At 51.2% G+C, this 17,179-nt stretch carries 15 protein-coding genes; 2 read left to right on the top strand and 13 right to left on the bottom strand.

Features of this window, described 5'->3' with window-relative positions:
* Positions 1-1,443: 1,443 nt before the first annotated feature.
* Complete coding sequence (locus JUF13_RS08515) at positions 1,444-4,170, top strand: YfhO family protein (protein ID WP_203639179.1); 2,727 nt, start codon at positions 1,444-1,446, stop codon at positions 4,168-4,170.
* A gap of 49 nt (positions 4,171-4,219) precedes the next feature.
* On the opposite strand, the gene JUF13_RS08520 is transcribed toward JUF13_RS08515, so the two are convergent.
* The 3 genes from JUF13_RS08520 to JUF13_RS08530 form a co-directional block, all read right to left on the bottom strand.
* Complete coding sequence (locus tag JUF13_RS08520) at positions 4,220-4,831, bottom strand: CadD family cadmium resistance transporter (protein ID WP_203639181.1); 612 nt, start codon at positions 4,829-4,831, stop codon at positions 4,220-4,222.
* A 206-nt stretch (positions 4,832-5,037) separates the two neighbouring features.
* Entirely contained in the window at positions 5,038-5,379 is a 342-nt protein-coding gene (locus tag JUF13_RS08525) for a helix-turn-helix transcriptional regulator (protein ID WP_203639183.1), read from the bottom strand.
* Positions 5,380-5,694: 315 nt separating this feature from the next.
* The gene (locus tag JUF13_RS08530) at positions 5,695-6,891 is read right to left on the bottom strand and encodes a cation:proton antiporter (RefSeq protein ID WP_203639185.1); all 1,197 of its coding nucleotides are present in this window, start codon (positions 6,889-6,891) and stop codon (positions 5,695-5,697) included.
* 268 nt (positions 6,892-7,159) lie between these two features.
* On the opposite strand from JUF13_RS08530, the gene JUF13_RS08535 reads away from it, so the two are divergent.
* A complete protein-coding gene (locus JUF13_RS08535) occupies positions 7,160-7,369 on the top strand; it encodes a YjzD family protein (RefSeq protein ID WP_125764614.1) in 210 nt (69 codons plus the stop codon).
* Positions 7,370-7,532: 163 nt separating this feature from the next.
* On the opposite strand, the gene JUF13_RS08540 is transcribed toward JUF13_RS08535, so the two are convergent.
* From JUF13_RS08540 to JUF13_RS08585, 10 genes are all read right to left on the bottom strand, one after another.
* Positions 7,533-7,928: a hypothetical protein gene (locus JUF13_RS08540; RefSeq protein ID WP_203639187.1), complete on the bottom strand. Its 396-nt coding sequence runs from the start codon at positions 7,926-7,928 to the stop codon at positions 7,533-7,535.
* A gap of 524 nt (positions 7,929-8,452) precedes the next feature.
* Positions 8,453-8,866: a hypothetical protein gene (locus tag JUF13_RS08545; protein WP_203639189.1), complete on the bottom strand. Its 414-nt coding sequence runs from the start codon at positions 8,864-8,866 to the stop codon at positions 8,453-8,455.
* Positions 8,867-8,986: 120 nt separating this feature from the next.
* Positions 8,987-9,649 carry a GTP pyrophosphokinase gene (locus tag JUF13_RS08550; protein WP_203639191.1) on the bottom strand — a complete coding sequence of 221 codons (663 nt, stop codon included), beginning with the start codon at positions 9,647-9,649 and terminating at the stop codon, positions 8,987-8,989.
* Positions 9,649-10,884, bottom strand: coding sequence for a multidrug efflux MFS transporter (locus JUF13_RS08555; RefSeq protein ID WP_203639192.1), 1,236 nt, complete (start codon positions 10,882-10,884; stop codon positions 9,649-9,651). The genes JUF13_RS08550 and JUF13_RS08555 overlap by 1 nt, the downstream gene beginning before the upstream one ends.
* A gap of 160 nt (positions 10,885-11,044) precedes the next feature.
* On the bottom strand, positions 11,045-11,422 hold the full coding sequence (locus tag JUF13_RS08560; RefSeq protein ID WP_203639193.1) for a DUF1634 domain-containing protein: 378 nt from the start codon (positions 11,420-11,422) through the stop codon (positions 11,045-11,047).
* Complete coding sequence (locus JUF13_RS08565) at positions 11,422-12,267, bottom strand: sulfite exporter TauE/SafE family protein (RefSeq protein WP_203639194.1); 846 nt, start codon at positions 12,265-12,267, stop codon at positions 11,422-11,424. Before JUF13_RS08565 ends, JUF13_RS08560 begins: the two co-directional genes overlap by 1 nt.
* Before the next feature lie 345 nt (positions 12,268-12,612).
* Complete coding sequence (locus tag JUF13_RS08570) at positions 12,613-13,470, bottom strand: LysR family transcriptional regulator (RefSeq protein ID WP_203639195.1); 858 nt, start codon at positions 13,468-13,470, stop codon at positions 12,613-12,615.
* A gap of 40 nt (positions 13,471-13,510) precedes the next feature.
* Positions 13,511-14,404: an alpha/beta hydrolase gene (locus tag JUF13_RS08575; protein WP_125764598.1), complete on the bottom strand. Its 894-nt coding sequence runs from the start codon at positions 14,402-14,404 to the stop codon at positions 13,511-13,513.
* Positions 14,394-15,710 (bottom strand): PTS transporter subunit EIIC, encoded by a 1,317-nt coding sequence (locus tag JUF13_RS08580; RefSeq protein WP_203639196.1) that lies wholly within the window; start codon positions 15,708-15,710, stop codon positions 14,394-14,396. Before JUF13_RS08580 ends, JUF13_RS08575 begins: the two co-directional genes overlap by 11 nt.
* A gap of 126 nt (positions 15,711-15,836) precedes the next feature.
* The gene (locus tag JUF13_RS08585) at positions 15,837-17,069 is read right to left on the bottom strand and encodes a winged helix-turn-helix domain-containing protein (RefSeq protein ID WP_203639197.1); all 1,233 of its coding nucleotides are present in this window, start codon (positions 17,067-17,069) and stop codon (positions 15,837-15,839) included.
* Positions 17,070-17,179 lie beyond the last annotated feature (110 nt).

Here is a 17,179-nt window from a genome sequence, read left to right on the forward strand (position 1 = left end):
GTGCGGGCTTCCACCTCGACTTTGAGCCAAAGTACGGTCTCAAAGGTCGTCCCATGCTCTAAGCTGAGAAAAACCACTCAGCTAAGACCATCGACACAGCTGGTCGCCTTGGCTCACCTCTGGTCACTCCCACGACTGGCTCCTTTTCACCAGCCCTACGGCTCACACAGATTTAACCCGCACCAATTCCAACCGTTATTTCTGTGTACATGCCGATGCGCTGGTTGATACTAGTGGTCACCAACGTAGGTTTAATGTCGCGCTTTCAACAACTATGAAAGTCACCAGCATTTAATGATTGCCTAAAACATTTGTCTCAAATCTCCAGCTATTTAATTTACAATTCATTTTATCCAACAACAATTTAATTGCATCGCCCACTAGATTTAGGCAGCCAATCAGCTAAATTTTACCACAACTGATTGCGTATCCGGAGTGGTTACCCGGTCTTATCGTTTCCGGCCAGGGCAATTAAGCTTATACCCTACACCATTAACAATAACGTAACCTTAAGTTGTCGGGTTACGCCTATCTTGACTTGGCTAAACTTCCCTGAAAATTCACCTATTTCACCCGCCCCAAATCACCGAAAATCGGCAACAAATCCCGGTGCTGACCACGAGCTTAAGTCGTTCCCCTAACTAAACGCTAAGTTTTTACGAAGTTTGGGTCATCACCGGCGGAGCTCCTCCATTTTTGCGGTAGACTTTTAACCAAAGAGTCTGCATGGTATTCTATTATAGTCAGACATATTTGGTACTGGTTGGTTTGATTCCCGCTGACTTTCGAGTCGGGTCACGACCAATCGCTTCACAATTGACTAAAAACTAGTCAGCAATCATCATGGATAAAAAACGACGTACCATGAAATAATAACAGCAAACCATCCACGACGATTGATGCGGATTAAATTCCGTGTCAGACGCAGGGCTGGGAAAACTGGGCCGGTCGTGGAAGTGACCAGAGGCGGGCCAAACTGCCCGGCTGTGTCGATGGTCTTAATAGAGTGATTTTCTCTATTTAGAGCATGGGGCAACCTTTGAGACCGCTTCTCAGGCTCAAAGTTGAGGTGGAAGCCCGCTTTCCAGGCTGGAACCGGCCCCACAGCAGGGCACTTTGAGCGCACCGCCGGGAACGGACGCAACGCGACACCATTTTCACCAACACATCATAACAGCAGACTGTCCACGACGATTGATGCGGATTAAATTCCGTGTCAGCCGCAGGGCTGGTGAAAATGGGCTCAGCCGTGGGAGTTACCTTAGCGGGTTTCCCGCTTAGGTAACTGCTATCTTTGAGACGCGTTTCTCAGCGGCCCAAAGTAAGTCTGGAGACCGTCTTTCGGCTCCAGACGTGCGCCCACAGCGTCACGGCCCAGTTTTCACCAGCCCGGAGGCGCGGACAAAGACCAATTTAACCAGGATCAATAACGGAGGGGTATTCATGAAGCAACAACGGCACACCCTAGCGGACCTAAGAGTTAGCCGCTGGGTGTATGGGGGAGCATTTCTAATTCCATTCGCCATTCTGTGTCTAATCTTTTGGCGTTTACAGATTACACCGTTTGGCCCACGAAACTTACTATTTAGCGACATGGGGACCCAGTACATCCCCATTCTGGAAAATCTGCGGGCAACCGTCCTGCACGGGCAGTTTCACCTATTTTCCTTTTCACTTGGGTCTGGAAGCGGGATTATTCCCCTTCTGACCTACTACGTCATCAGTCCATTCAATCTCCTGGTCTTTCTTTTTTCGGCGACCAAATTGCCGGTAGCGATGACCTGGATCATTATTTTAAAAATTAGCACGATTGGCCTGACCATGGCCGTTTTCATCCGGCACGCCTTTCTAAAGAGCGGCTGGTCCATGTTACTGTTCACCACGGCCTTTAGCCTGTGCGGGTTCGTTAGCATGTACTTCTACGACATGATGTGGTTAGACGCCCTGATTTGGCTGCCACTGGTGGCTTTGGGCCTACACCGCATCGTCAGCCTGCACCGCTATGGCCTGTACACGGTTAGCTTAACCGTCACCATTATCAGCAATTACTATATGGGTTATATGACTTGCCTATTTTCAGTTATGTACTTTATCTACTTAATCATTGAACATCAACCAAACGCGACGCCATTCAAGGACGTTTGGCACATGCACTGGCCCGCCATTCGCCAATTTACGATTGGTTCCTTGGTTGCCGGTGGAATGTCGATGATTGTCCTGATTCCAACAGCGATGGGGATGCTACTGACCGGAAAGAGTAATTTCTTCATCAACAATTACTTGCCCACGCCGATGTTCGGACCGGAAGTGCTCGCCCAGTTTGCGCCGGGGACCAGCACCTACGCGTCCCATTTATACCATGCACCGTCGTTGTTCATGGGCACCCTGATGTTTCTGCTACTCATCGTCTACTTCGTCTCCCCCCAGATTCACGCGGTGGAAAAGAAGCGAACGATGTGGCTCTTAATTGTCATGGGACTAGGCCTATTCGTCACGGTATTGAACACCACCTGGCACATGTTCCAACAGCCCGCTGGCTTCCCGTACCGCAACGTCTACTTCTTTACGTTTCTGGCATTGACGACGGCCTACCGGGCTTGGCAAACGCACCCGTCCCAGTCGATGAATGACCCGCAAAAGGTCCTCGCCCTGGTCTGGGCCGCGGGTTTACTGGTCATTGGGTTTCTGAGCGCTCAGGTGATTCCGACCGTTTGGGACCATTTGTTGCCCAGCTACAATCACGACCTGTACGTCATGAGTCAACCGGCCTTTCACCTGCTGTGGCCGGCGTTAGGACTCCTGTTACTCAACACGATGCTGCTCTTTATCACCGAGTGGCGCCCGATTCGGCTGGGATTAATGGGCATCCTGATTTCATTTGAACTGGGTGGCACCTTCCTAATCGCCACGCAGGGCATGGAATGGGGGTCTCAGCCTAAGTTTGAAAAATACTATCAAAAGGACGCTGCGACCCTCAACCGGGTGACGGCTGCCAAACCGAAGCCCAACCTGCACCGCATCGACTTCAGCCATTCGCAAATCGGCCGGGCCTATGAAGGTGTTTACAACCACTACAACGACGCCATCATGTTCAATTATCCCGGCGTCAGCTACTACAGCTCTACGCTGAACGAGCAGGCCCGGGTCTTCCAACACGACCTCGGCTACTTCAGTCCCAACGTGCGGCGGATCAGTTCCCAGGGCTATACTAGTCTGAGTGACACGCTGATGGGCGTTAAATATCGGCTGAACGCTAAACACAAAGACCCCATCTCATTGCTGGATACGTACGCCGGTTTCGGCTTCGCAGTGCCGCAGAAATTTGGCAAGCTTCAGTTGGATGACCAGGCGGCGCTGATCAACCAGCAGCGTATTCTGGCGGCCTTAGATGCGCCTAAGAATACGTTGGCGCCCGTGAAGGTCTTGAGCGTCACGACCCACCGCGCCCACGAGGACGACCTGAAACGGGTTGCCGGCTCAACCGAAATGCCGGGCCAACGCTTTGTCCAAACGTTTAAGGTGCGGGTCAACGCGACCGGCCTGTTGCACGGTTATTCACCGGCCAACGCGATGATCTACTCGAGTCTAGCGGTCAACGGCCGTTCGGTTAGACCCATGATCAAGGCCGATGGTTACCGGTATTTGGCAAAATTGGGCTGGTTCACCAAGGGCGATGTGTTGAAAATCAGTTACATCACTCAGACGCCACTGGCGGGCTACACCAACCAGTTTGCCTCAATGAACGAGCGTAAATACGTCAAACTGGCCGATAGCCTGAAGCAACAACGGTTCAAGTTGCGGGCCAACAGCGGCGTCTCCTGGTTGTCCGGGGACGTCACGGGGACCACGGACCGCAACCTGCTTTACGTCGCGATTCCGAAGACACCGGGCTGGTCGGCAACGGTTAACGGCAAGCCAGTCGCCATCCAATCAGCCACACACGCGCAATCCCTGGTTCCCGTACACCACAACTATCCGGGAATGATTGGCGTGCCGCTCAAGCCGGGTAAGAACCACGTTGTCCTGCACTACACCACGCCAGGACTGAAGTTGGGCATGACCATTAGCTTGGCCAGCTTCGTTATCTTCCTCCTCCTGTGGTTCACGGTGGAATGGCAACGGCCCCTGAAAAGACGCGAAGAAGATTTAGCCAATCAACATCATTTTTAACCAAAATAAGCTGACGTTAACCCTTCACAGGTTAGTGTCAGCTTTTCGTTTACAAAAATTTAAATAGCTGTGGAATCGTGCCATTTTCCAAAATAATCAAGAGCCCCAGGCCGATATAGATGACCGAAATGACCCAGCGATTGTAGCGCTCGATGAACTCGCCGACCCCCGGCAGGCAGGAAATCTTCTGCGCCGTGAACACCAGCAAGTAGATCATGATCAGGAAGACGATGAGCGTCACGATGAGCTGTTGGTGGGTCAGCGTCACAAAGTACGGCACGAACAGTCCGAGGTTGTCCGCCCCACAGCTCCCGATGGTCACAATAGCCACGGTCTCGGTCAACTTACTGAGGCCCTTGCTATGCAGGCGTTCCTTCGCCTTGGCCTCTCCGGAATCTTCAACGAACCAGACCCGAATCCCAAAGTAGATGGGAATTAATCCCAATAAGCCCAACAACCATTTTTCGGGCACATAGTGCAGCACGAACGCGAAAAAGAGGCTCATCAAAATCAACGCCACGGATCCCAGGTACTGGCCCAAATAGATGTCCAGGTACTGGCGTTTGTCTTTGACGTGGGCGAAATAAATCAAGAGGATGACGAGCAGGTCAACGGCGGTGGCGGTATACAACATCACGGCCGTTAGAATGGTCTGGAACATGACGGGCACTCCAATCTGTAGTGAAAACTCTTACAATTGCAGTGTATCACATTTTCCGTTACCGACAAGTAGGCAATTCCCTAAGGATGGGAAACGGTGAAAATTTGGAACAAAAAATGAACCAACCACCAAGTTAATTTGATGGTTGACTCATTCGGTTGAATTGTATTTTTGTTAATAAGTTGAACCCTTTCAGCTTTTGAAAATCAGGCTGTTACCCAATCATATCGTTTAAGAAATTTGTCAGAGGGGTTCTTCGGCGTAGACTTTTCAACAGCTTCTTTAGCTCGACGCAACTTAAAGTTTGCATCTAATTCCAACAATAGTGAACTAGAGATTCCCATAACAGTTTCAATTCTTAATGCCACTACTTCGTTAATAAATCTTTTGCGTGTTAAAATTTCAGAAATATTCTTTTGACTAACCCTAACCCCTAATCGGTCAGCTAAATCAGTTTGCGTAATCTGGTAAAATTCCATAATTTCTTTAATCAAATCCGCAGCCGAACTGGTATGATACTGACGGATTCTGTTTTCACGATGTAGCATGGCCTTCAACTCCTTAGTGGTAGTCGTGAAAGTGACCAGCAGCGTCAGCAAAAGTCTCTACTCTCTACTCAATAAAGAGAGTGGAACACCGACACAGCCGACCACGAATCAAACGAGTCTCAGCCGCAGGGCTGGTGAAAATGGGCTCAGCCGTGGAAGTTGCCTTAGCGGGTTTCCCGCTTAGGCAACTACTATCTTTGAGACGTGATCTTCGGCTCAAAGTAAGTCTGGAGACCGCCTTTCGGCTCCAGACGTGCGCCCACAGCGTCACGGCCCATTTTCACCAGCCCGGAGGCGCCAACAAAGACCATAGTTTTATTCGGACGGGCGGACTTTGGAGCGGTCGACTTCCCCATGGTGCACGCGATCCATCGTCCACCGCAACAGGAACGGTGCCAACAGCGTCGCGATAATGATTGCCGCCACGATTGCCGAGTAGCGAACCGGTGACATCAGCTTGGCCGCGTACCCGATTTGTGCGATGATCAAGGCCATTTCACCCCGAGACACCATCCCGGCACCCACTGCGGCGGAACTGCCCCAGGAGAAGCCGGCCAGTTTGGCCCCACTCCCGGCACCAATCAGTTTGGACAGCACGGCCACGACCGTTAGGACTAGGATGAACCCAATCTGTTTGCCCAAACCATTGAAGTCCATGTTCAACCCAATGCTGACAAAGAACACGGGGATGAACAGCGCGTAGCCGACGGGTTCAATGTGCCGGTCGACCGTGGAGCGTGCCGTCGTTTGGGAAATCGCGATACCGGCGAAGAAGGCCCCGACCACATCGCTTAGGCCAACGAGTTCGGCCACGTAGGCCATTCCGAAACACAGGATGATGGCCATCAGCGTTGGGCCCATGGGAATCAATAAGCGTTCGCCAATTTTGGCCATGTAAGGCGCTAACCAGCGGACCACCAAGTAAATGGCCGCAAAGTAAATCACCTGTTCGATTGTGGTCAGTAAGAGGCTGCTAGACTGCGCGGCGCTCTCGCCAACGGCGGTCCCGGTCGTGCTGACCAGCACACTCAAAATCACAACGGCCAACACGTCATCGACCACGGCGGCCCCCAAGATTGTGGTCCCCTCGCGACTGTTTAACGCGTTCATTTCCTTTAAGACTTCCACGGAAATTGAAACGGAGGTCGCGGCGAAAATCACACTGATAAATAAGCTTTCCGTGACGCCCAGGTTGTAAAACATCCCCACGGCGTACGTCCCCAACACGGGAATCAACACCCCCATGAGGGCGACCAACACGCTGGGTTTCAGGTAGCGTTTCAACAGTTGTAAATCACTTTCGAGACCGGCGATGAACATCAGGATGATGACCCCGATTTCCGCAAAGCCTTCCAGTGAGTGACTGAGTGAGATCCAGCCCAACATGGCCGGTCCCACCAGGACTCCCACTAGCAGTTGGCCGATGACGGCCGGAATCCCGATACGGGTACAGTAATGACCCACCACGGTTGTTGCCAATAAGATTAACGTTAAGTCTTTTAATAGTTCCACAAGTTTCCTCCCTCGCACGAAAAAAGCGACCGCCATAAAACGGTCCCCCCAACCCAAGGAGGACGCCGTTCTTGAAAGCACTCGCTTCAACCATCTCTAATTCATATTTCATACAGTATACTAGAAAACGCCACCAATCGCAACACAGACGACCACGCTCCGTTAGGCCACGCAATAAATTGGTGATAAAATTACCTGCGAGCGCAAACTTAATTACCCGTTGAAGGACTAATCGTGGTAAACTAATAACGATTGTGAGGTGACACGTGTGAAGTGGCTTGAATCTAATTTAGTCGTGATCTTTTGGTCCGTTATCTTCGGCGAAGTTATGGGTTACATCGGTGGTACGTTGGAACAAATGACTTGGGAACCCATGAAAATTGGGATCTGGATGGCAGTAGTCGCTGTGATTGCGGTCAACGGAATCACGCTACTTAGCCGTGATAACCAAGCTTCCAGTGATAAAAAGTCACGTTAAGCTTGATCGATAAACGGAGCCTTGGCTGATGCTGAGGCTTTTTTTGATGTGAAAAAGAGCGGAACTGATTGCCTCTTGGCACACGTTTCAGCCATACAGAAGTAAGCCGTAAAAGCGCCTGGGAATTACCCCAGGCGCTTTGTCGTTCTAAGTATCAACTGATTTACCGTGCCCGAACATAGGTCATCGATTGGCCGTTAAACGACCACTTCAGGGCGGGCTTTTGCTGGTAGCGCGTGCGTTGCAGGTTGTTGTACGCCCCCACTTGCATGCCCCCGGCAATCTTAAAGACCGAGATGCTGTGCTTGCCTTGATAGACCCCTAGTTCCTTGCCCGCATAAGACCCAAACTGACTCTTAAACGAGCGCGCGGTAATTTTTAATTTGAGATTCTTTTTCGCTGACCAAGTGGCGTGCTTTAGTTTCCAAGTCCCCCGATAAGCCTGTGGCACCGACTGATAAACGCTCTGCGCAGCGGCTGGCTGAGGTGCCGTCAACATGGTGGCCCCCAAGCCAAAAGTGGTCGCAGCAATTGTCGTCATGAATAATTGTTTTAGCATAGCTATCCACTCCCCTCACCATTTAGCGTATCACTAGATGAGCAGAGTTTGGGTACTAGGAAACCGTTTGGCAAGGTAACTTAACAAAGAAACTTGGCGTGACGTGCTGAAAACAATGGCGCGTTGGAACAGGTACACGTCGGAACAGAACAACTGCTAGAACGTGCCTCAACTGCGAACGGCGTGAACGTTCTAGCCAGCACCAACCACCTCAAGACCCAATCGCAGCCACAGGTCAAACCCGTGTCAGCTGGAGGACTGGGAAACCTGGGCCGGTCGTGGAAGTGACCAGAGGCGCGCCAAGGTGACCAGCTGTGTCGGTGGTCTTGGCTGGAGTTTTGTTCCAGCCTAGCCCACGGGGCAACCTTTGAGACCGCACCTCAGGCTCAAAGTTGAGGTGGAAGCCCGCCCTTTGGCTGGAACCGCCCCCACAGCAGGGCGCCTTGAGCGCGCCGCCGGGAACGGACGCGACCAGGCCCAGTTTTCACCAGCCCGGCGACCATGACAACGGCAAGGTTAACCCGTTACTTGGCTTTGACGTAGTAGGCGGTTGAGGTGTTGAACGTCCACTTCAGTGCGACCCGATTCTTATAATGCGTCCGGCGCAAAACATTGTACTCGCCAACCTGCTTGCCATTGGCGATTTGGAAGACGGACACGTACTTCTTGCCGACCTTCTTACCAATGTGAACGCCTAATTGCTTGTCCTTGTATGTACCGAAATCACTCTTAAAGACCCGCGCCTTAATCTTCAGCTGACTGCCCTTTTTCACGCGACCCGTCGAATGCTTGAGCTTCCAAGTCCCCCGGTAACGCTTGGGAATCTTCTGGTAAACGCTCTGCTTAGCGGCCGCCGGTTGTGGTGCCTGGATAAGGCCTTCAAACCCTAGTCCCAGTGCGCTAACGGCTAAAACGGTCATCACTTTATTTCGTAACATATGATCCGCTCCCTTCATAAGTTAAGTTTATCACGAAAACGGTTACTTTAGCAGACAAATGCACCGTTTTCCCACGTCAAAAGCACCCCCGACTGGCTGTCGAACCCCCTTAAAATCACACTAAATATTCTCTTCCGCACGAATCTGATTCTTAATGCCATTCATGTCCTGGTCCAGCTGATGCACCAGCTCGGCCTTGGCAATCAGTTCACGCCGTAGCTCATCTTGGTGGTGCACGTTCTTTTTGTAACTCAATTCATGCTCGAGTGAGGCCCAGAAATTCATGGCAATCGTCCGAATCTGAACCTCGACCGTGACCTCTTGGACGCCGGCCGCCAAAAAGACAGGCACCGCCAGGATCAGATGGAGACTCCGATAGCCGTTGGGCTTAGGCTTTGAGACGTAATCCTTGCGATTCAAAATTTTAATATCGGGTTGTTTCTCCAGTCGCCGTTCCATGGACAAAATATCATCCTCGAAACGCACAATGACCCGGATACCAGCAATGTCATGCATCCGGTCCGGTAGCGTCTGCAGGTTAAGGTCCAGGTGTTTGCGCTGCACCTTTTCAAGGATACTCTCCGGCGACTTGATGCGTGACTGGAGACTGTCGACCAGCGTGTGGCCATTTTGAATTTGATATTCCTGATCAAGGTAGTGGATCTTGGTTTCAACGACCTGAACCGCACTTCGGTAATTCAACATCAACGACCGAAACTGGTCGATAGCCTTCAATGAAGTTGGGTCGTTGGGAAACTGTGCGGGTAAGTTCTCGTTAGCCATTAATTTATGCTCCTTTTAGCGGGCCGCTTGTGCCATTGCCGCATCTCGGGCACCAACCACGCTAGTAATAAGAAATTTAATAACAGCGTCAAGGCGGTAAACATAAAGACGCCGTTGTAGTTGAACCAGTTGGCGACCACCCCACCCAGCATGGCACCCAGCATACTGCCGAGGGCCTGGAAGGATTGGTTCCAGCTGAAGACCGTCCCGGTCAACGACTGCGGTGCATTCTTCGTCAACATCGTTTGCACCGCCGGGAACAGGGCCCCGTCCGAGATCCCAATCATAAACCGGAAAATACCGAGTAGCCAAACGCTGGTCACGAAGCCTTGAGGGAAGTACATCAAGACGGCAAAGACGTAGCCAAATACCAACACGCGTTGCGTCCCGTGCCGGTCGCCGTACTCACCCAATTTCGGGGCCGCCAGCAAGGTTGAAATTCCTGGCAAGGCCGCGATGATCCCGGCAACCAGCGTGATGGGGCCGGTATGATGCATCAGTTGTCGGACGTACAGACTAATGATTGGGGTAATGGAATTATTGCCCATTTGAATAAACATGGTCGAGACCAATAACACCACAATGAGGGTCGGATTCTTCACCTGTTTCAGGAAAAAACCGGCCTGCGCCTGGCGCTCCCTACTGATGGGCGTAAAGTGTTCGTGAACCAGCGTTGCGCTCAGGAAAAACACGATAATTAGGAAAATCCCGGTCAGGATAAACGTCCACCGAATCGAAAAGACCTGGGCCAGGATACCACCCAACACCGGACCAATCAAATTACCGCTCACGTAACCGGTCGTCAGGATACCCAGGGCATTACCACTCTTTTCCTTCGGCGTTTCCGACGCAATCAGCGCACTGGCATTGGGGATGTACCCCGCGAAGAAGCCTTGTAAAAAACGCAGGCCAATCAGCTGCCAAACGTTGGTCACGAACCCCATCAATCCAATGACAGCAGCCATCCCCAACGAGGACCGGAGCAGCATGAGTTTTCGGCCCTTCCGATCCGCCAACTTGCCCCATAACGGTGAGACCACGGCAATCACAAAGAAGGTCGCCGCGTACGTCAATCCACTATACATGGTCAGCTGGCCCTTGGTGTACGTCCCCAGGTCATCGACGTATAACGAAATAAATGGCATGATTTCACTGAATCCCATGCCAGCAATAAATGTCCCTAACCACAAGACGGCTAAATTCCGCCGCCATTGCTCGGTCTTACGTGTTCCCACGGTGAGTCGCCTCTCGTTTCTGAAAATCTGCTTACCTTTTAGTTTAGCATAACCGGGCCAACTGTCACTTGATTTGCGACTTGATTTTACCAGCTCATTTTTCCATAAAAAAAGCCCGAGAGTCACCTCCCGAGCTTCACACATTCTTCTATTCTGTGGCTTATCCTTTAACCCCAATCGCTAAGGCGATGAGTAAGATAATTAACACTAACGTGGTGATGGCCACGTACAGGTGATCCTTTTCTTTATAAAAGGCGTAGATGGAAACGACGACCCGCAAAACGGGCGTTAAAATCAGGCAGTACACCCCAAGCATCATGATGGCGTAGGGCTTTAATTGCCACGTGCCGGCCAAGATCATCCCCATTTGTCGGGGCACGAAATCCCCTTCGTATCCGGAATAACCGGTGACCAGGAACAAGGCTAAGCCAATCAACATCACAATGGCGGAGAAAATAACGCCGACCTGAAGAATTCGCCCAATAATGGTTTCGACCTGTGCCATTTCTCTGGCGGTCGTTGCTGGTTTTGGTGCCATTAGAAGTGAACCCCCAATCCTTTAAATAACATTTCAAATCCAATGTACAAGATAATTGGAATAAAGACGATCCGAATCCACCGTGCTGGCAGAACTTGCATGATCCGTGAACCAATCACGGCACCGCCCAAGATTCCTAAGGCCATGGGAACGGCAATCCCTGGTAAAATCGCGCCGTTAAAGAAGTACACCGTGGCACTCGCTGCCGCCGTAACCCCCATCATCAAGTTGGACGTTGAGCTGGAAGGTTTCAGTGGCATCTTCATGAAGGTATCCAATGCCATCACCTTGAAGGCCCCGGACCCAATGCCCAGTAACCCACTAGCGACTCCGGCCCCAAACATCACGGAAAAACCGGCAGGCACGTTTTCAACCTGGTAATCAATATCTTTCATTTCGGCCTTATCAAAGTAAGTTCCATTTAATTTCAACTTAGCCGCAATCTTATCCGGTTCAACCCGTTGTAAGACTTCGGACCCGCGCCGTAGCTTGCGGTACATGTTCCACCCGGAGAAAACGAGTAAACATCCGAACAACAAGTACAGGTACTTGGGATCCAAGACCCCGGTTAACAAGGCCCCCACGATGGCCCCAATGGTCGTCGCAATTTCCAAGAACATGGCGACCCGCAGGTTTAACACATTATCGCGCAGGTAGGCGATGGTTGAGCCTGAACTAGTGGCGATAACAGCAATGATACTGGCCCCAATCGCGTATTTAATGTTTAACCCCATCCCAAGGGTTAAGATTGGCGTGATGATCATCCCACCACCGATACCTAAAATGGCCCCGGCAATTCCGGCGAAGATACCCACGGCCAACATAATAATGGCTGTATGAATCATAAGTGACTAATGCCTCCTTCATCAATTTACTTAACCGATTATCAACCTTTGTGGGGATGGCGGCAAGTTTGCCAGGGAATAATTCACTGTCTGATTGTTAATTGTTTCACATTTGAAGCTGGCTTAATACCAACGTTTATGAAATTATATCTTTCAATTTGTGTAGTGTTAAATATAATGTTTTTCTTAATCCCAACAGTTTTCAGCCAATTTCCACCCTTAACTAATGGGAAACGTTCAGGCTTACAATCGCTTTCATAAGCAAAAGAAGTTACCATACAAAAATCGTATGGCAACTTCTTTTATTTTGTATTTAACATATGCTAGAACACCGCGACCTTAGCCTCAGTAGCTGTCGATAAACCGCTGAAGGAGCGGACTGGGCGTGATTTGTTCTGGCCAAACCAACTTCAGGGTCGTGCGCCAGGGTTGATACCGAATTTGTCGGACACTGGTTTGCAGGCCACTCGTCTGCTCTGCCACCGACTGTGGCACGACTGCCACCCCCATCCGAGACTCGGCCCACTGGACCGCTGTTCGGGCATCGTCACAGGTACAAGCAATGAACGGTGCCATTTGCTTTTCAGCGAAGGTGGCCTGGAACAGGTGCTCGAATCGCCGGTAAATAATCAGGGGAACGGTCGCTAGGTCCTCGACCTTTAACGTGGCCGCCGGAAAGTGGTCATACTTCTTGGGCACCACGGCCACCATCGACTCCGTAGCCAGGTCCTTACTGGCCAATCCCGGTGCCGTAAAGGGCGTCCGCACGATAGCCACATCAATTAGATGTTTTTCTAACCGATCAATCAAGCCATACGTGTTGTCCTCAAACAAGCGAATCTGAACCTTGGGGTAATGGCGCGTGAGGGTGCGCAGCTTGGCGTTCGGTGTTGCCCCAATCGACGACGAAATCACGCCGACCGACAACACGCCCGCTAGTCCTTGTCCCAGCGACCGCACCTGGCTGTCTGCCCGGTCTCTGAGATCGACCAGCTGTTGCGCATAGTCTCGCAGGAGTTGTCCCGCGGGCGTCAACGTTGTGCCACTAGCTGAACGGTTCAAGAGGGTCACACCCATCTCCGTTTCTAACTGCTTTAACTGATAGCTCAGTGGCGGCTGGGCCATATGCAGCTGTTGCGCCGCTGCCGTAATCTGACCAGCATTGGCGACCGCCAAAAAATATTCTAGTTGTCGAAAATTCACCGAGAAGACCCCCACCGTTTTTTTCCATTATACCAAACCTTTAAGGCAGACCGGTCTCCCCGGTAATGGAACGTTGCTGGTTCTTGCTGGGCCGTTGATACCGATCCTTGGCCGGCAAGTTTTCCTGCAAGAGATATTGCCGAATCAACAAGACAATCTGCTTATTTTGTGGCAGGTCCGAATGAGTCGTATCATCCCCGGTGACGGTAATCTGGGTATAGTGCGCCACCTGATTTTGAAAGACGTATTTTCCCTGATTGACGCTGTTTGCTGGCACCGTGCCGTCGCTGGAATAATTTTCCGTTCCCGCTACAGAGTACACGGTTAGCTTCTTTGGCAAGTTGCTGCGGCCCGCGACCAGCTCTTTGAGAATCGCCGTTCGGGTCGTTGTACTATCGGACTCCATGTTATACGGTGTCGCGATGGTCATCAGTTTATCAATCGCCACGTGCTTGATCTGCGGGAAGTCCTTTTCTAGAAATAGGCTGAGAATCAGCCCACCATTAGAATGACCCAGCGCCGAAAAATGATTGAAGTGGTAAGTTTTCACCAAATCTTTAATCGCCAGCGATAACCACTTAGCTTGCTTATTAATATTCTCATAGCCATCACGATTATTTTCAAAGGCAATCACAATAAACGGTTGATTATCCCCCTGCCGAATCGACCCGGTGTAGGAAATTTGGCCGTTCTCGGCCACTTTGACCTTTAGCACACTATGACTAGCCTTAGTTTCTTTACGCAACTGCGTAATCAGTGTATCAAAGCGATTTTGACTCGCACTCGACCCCGGGACCATGATGGTCGGGTTCAAGGGCGTTCGATAGTTTGTTTTATATTGCGTGATGCGCTGTTGCATCCAGCCCACACTAGGAAGAAAGATCACCAGCACGGCAATCACCCCGAGAAGCCATCGCCACCAACTATGCCGCATGGTCCTCGCCCCCTTCGTGATTCAGTAACCGAACAAATGGGATATAGATCAAGACCGAAATAGTCAAGCACACCAGACTAAGTAACAAGGCGCGCCAATCTCCGCCGGTACCCAGAAAGGCAATCAGTGGTCCCGGCGTCGTCCGTGGCACCGGATACACGATTGGCGGGACCAGCTTCCAGGTAATGGCAAACCAGGCCAACACAATGTTCACTGCGGGCGCTACTAGAAAGGGAATCAACAGGATGGGATTGTACAAAACAGGCAACCCCAGTAGCGTGGGTTCATTCAAATTAACCAAATTGGGCAAGAAAGTCTGGCCTGCTACTCGCCGGTAACTAGCTTGCTTGGAGACCAAACCAATCGCAATCAACAGGGCCAGCGTCATGCCGGCACCCCCGAAGTTAGCGTAGGCATCACCCAAGGTATGAAGCGTCACGGCATTGGGCGCGTCCCAACCAGACCCATGCTGAACGGCGTAGGCCAGGTTCTGCAGAGAGGTCACCGAACTGTTTCCAGCCAGTGAAACGGGGCCAATAAAACCCAGCCACCATAAGATATTACTCAACGTCGTGATGCCTAAAATCATGAAGCCCCGGTGACCGGGATTCACCACGACTGCGCTCAGTGCCTGATAGACCAGATCATTCATCCCACCATCCGTGAACCAACTGAAACCATACCCCAAAGCAACTGTTATGATTAACACGAAAATGGTCGGCCACGCGACCCGGCTGGCCCAGGACATCTGACCGAAACGGGGATGGCGTTGCTGCCAATTCGTTAGGCTCGCCATTAAATGACTCCCCAACCATCCGACTGCCAGACCAACGACAATGGCCAAAAAGATCCCTTGTGGGCCTAAATTGTTCTCGACAAATAACGACATGCCTTCGCTCTCAGAATTAGGCATCCCCAGCATATCGTAATTCACGTTGAGCGATAGAAAGGCTAGCGCACTCATCACACCAACTGCTAGGGCATCTCCACGGTAGGTGCGTGCTAAATAATGACCGGTCGTGAAGGCCACAATGACCGCCACCACACCGTTAACGACCAGACTTAACGCCTGGAAGAACTGCTGCCACAAGTCGATGCCAGGCAGCCAACTCCCAATGTGATAAATTTGGTAAAAAAAGCCACTGGAGGCTAAAAAACTTTGACCGACAACGTCCACTAAGGTCATCACTAAAATAAAGGGGTACGCTACTCGTAACGCCTCTTTAATCGCCCGCATGGCTCGCCACTGTTCCATTCGCTGATTAATCCGCCACAATCCCCGTAGCGGTTGCCATCTTCCCATCATTCATCAATCCCCTTATCCCTTGAACTGTTTTCATTATACGGCCTTTTCGTAAAAATTAACGTTCCAGGCCTTATAAATTAATTAATGTTAAAGGAATACCAGTTCTTGGCAGGACTGACGGGTGCTTTACCGAACCCCTTCACGCCGTTTCACTGCCCGCCATACCGTACTGGTGCTGAGGCCGAAGCGGTCGGCAATCTCGCGATAGGTCTGCCCCGCTGCTCGCAACTGGCGTAAAGTGGTTGCTGCCGGTTGACTGGCTGGCTGGGGCGCGATGGGCACGGAAACCACCGTTGGCAATTGCAGAATGGGTGACGCTAACGGCCGGGGTTCCTGGATAACCACCGGATCAGCCTGCTTAATGCGGGCCAATTCGTCGATCACAAAATGGGTGGTCTGGGCATCCCACAAGGCGTTGTGTTGCTTGGGGTTAAAGATATTCAGCAGGCCCGCAATGCCATTTAACGGTAAGAAATGGTGGGTATCCTTCTGATGATTACTGCGGTTAATGACCTGATTGGTGTACAGGCTCCCGTCAAACACGCAGAGTGGCGCCATCAATGCCGCCCGGTCCTCTTCTGCTAAATACGGCAGGTTCACCGCTAGCGTGTGGCGGAGCAAGCGTAGATCATTGCCCTGGTCCCAGAAAACAAGCGGTAACTGCCGCCGTAAAACCTGTTGGATAAAGTCCTTCAATACGGTCAGCGGTCGGGCCTGCTGCTCGTAATCGGCCAAGGATGTCCCCGTTTCTTTGAGACCGCGCAGTTTCATTTCCGCGGCAAAAGCGGGGTGGTCAAAATAGCGATTGAAATAAATGTCCAGGGGCTGGTTTCCCCGGTACCCCAACGCGGCCAGCTGAAAAATCCCCGCCTTCTCACCATCAATGGTCGTGCGATCCATGGCGATGTGATCGCCCGTTCGTTGCGTGCGAAAGAGAATCCCAAACTCACAGTCAATGACGACGTATTCGCGAGGAATTTCCTGTAACACCCGAATATTAGGAAAGACCGAGCGCAATTGCGCGCTGGACTGGGCAACTAGCGTGGGGTGTTCCGAAGCAAACTGGTAGCCGTGGCTGTGAATCCGCGTCACTGAATCCAGGCCATCCGCATCCGTATCATAAGCCATAATTTTTTTGCTCCCTAGGACAAAGGTCCGCCCCGACGTGAAGAAAATTTTAAACCGGTCTTTCTTATCGATCATGATGGAGAGCACTTTGCCCCACGTGCTCAACACCGGCGTTAACTGGCCATTGGCTTCGACCTGATAAACGGGATAGTCTAGCATAAATAGATTGTGTTCTTGCGTGGTAGTATTATCCGGAACAGTCTGTTCCAAATACACGATTTTGGCGGTCATATTCATCCCCCATTTCCACTTTTCTCAGTTAAGAAAAATACTAAGCTTAGAGGCATAAGAGTTATCCGACGGGATGCTCTTATGCCTCTATTACTTTATAGTGGTAGTGA

It is taken from the genome of Levilactobacillus wangkuiensis (assembly GCF_016861605.1).
GTDB lineage: Bacteria > Bacillota > Bacilli > Lactobacillales > Lactobacillaceae > Levilactobacillus > Levilactobacillus wangkuiensis.

What these genes read in the sequence shown, in the direction of transcription:
- JUF13_RS08515 (WP_203639179.1), top strand. Translation starts at nt 1,444, where the DNA reads ATGAAGCAACAACGGCACACCCTAGCGGACCTAAGAGTTAGCCGCTGG.
- JUF13_RS08520 (WP_203639181.1), bottom strand. Translation starts at nt 4,831, where the DNA reads ATGTTCCAGACCATTCTAACGGCCGTGATGTTGTATACCGCCACCGCC.
- JUF13_RS08525 (WP_203639183.1), bottom strand. Translation starts at nt 5,379, where the DNA reads ATGCTACATCGTGAAAACAGAATCCGTCAGTATCATACCAGTTCGGCT.
- JUF13_RS08540 (WP_203639187.1), bottom strand. Translation starts at nt 7,928, where the DNA reads ATGCTAAAACAATTATTCATGACGACAATTGCTGCGACCACTTTTGGC.
- JUF13_RS08545 (WP_203639189.1), bottom strand. Translation starts at nt 8,866, where the DNA reads ATGTTACGAAATAAAGTGATGACCGTTTTAGCCGTTAGCGCACTGGGA.
- JUF13_RS08550 (WP_203639191.1), bottom strand. Translation starts at nt 9,649, where the DNA reads ATGGCTAACGAGAACTTACCCGCACAGTTTCCCAACGACCCAACTTCA.
- JUF13_RS08560 (WP_203639193.1), bottom strand. Translation starts at nt 11,422, where the DNA reads ATGGCACCAAAACCAGCAACGACCGCCAGAGAAATGGCACAGGTCGAA.
- JUF13_RS08565 (WP_203639194.1), bottom strand. Translation starts at nt 12,267, where the DNA reads ATGATTCATACAGCCATTATTATGTTGGCCGTGGGTATCTTCGCCGGA.
- JUF13_RS08575 (WP_125764598.1), bottom strand. Translation starts at nt 14,404, where the DNA reads ATGCGGCATAGTTGGTGGCGATGGCTTCTCGGGGTGATTGCCGTGCTG.
- JUF13_RS08580 (WP_203639196.1), bottom strand. Translation starts at nt 15,710, where the DNA reads ATGATGGGAAGATGGCAACCGCTACGGGGATTGTGGCGGATTAATCAG.
- JUF13_RS08585 (WP_203639197.1), bottom strand. Translation starts at nt 17,069, where the DNA reads ATGACCGCCAAAATCGTGTATTTGGAACAGACTGTTCCGGATAATACT.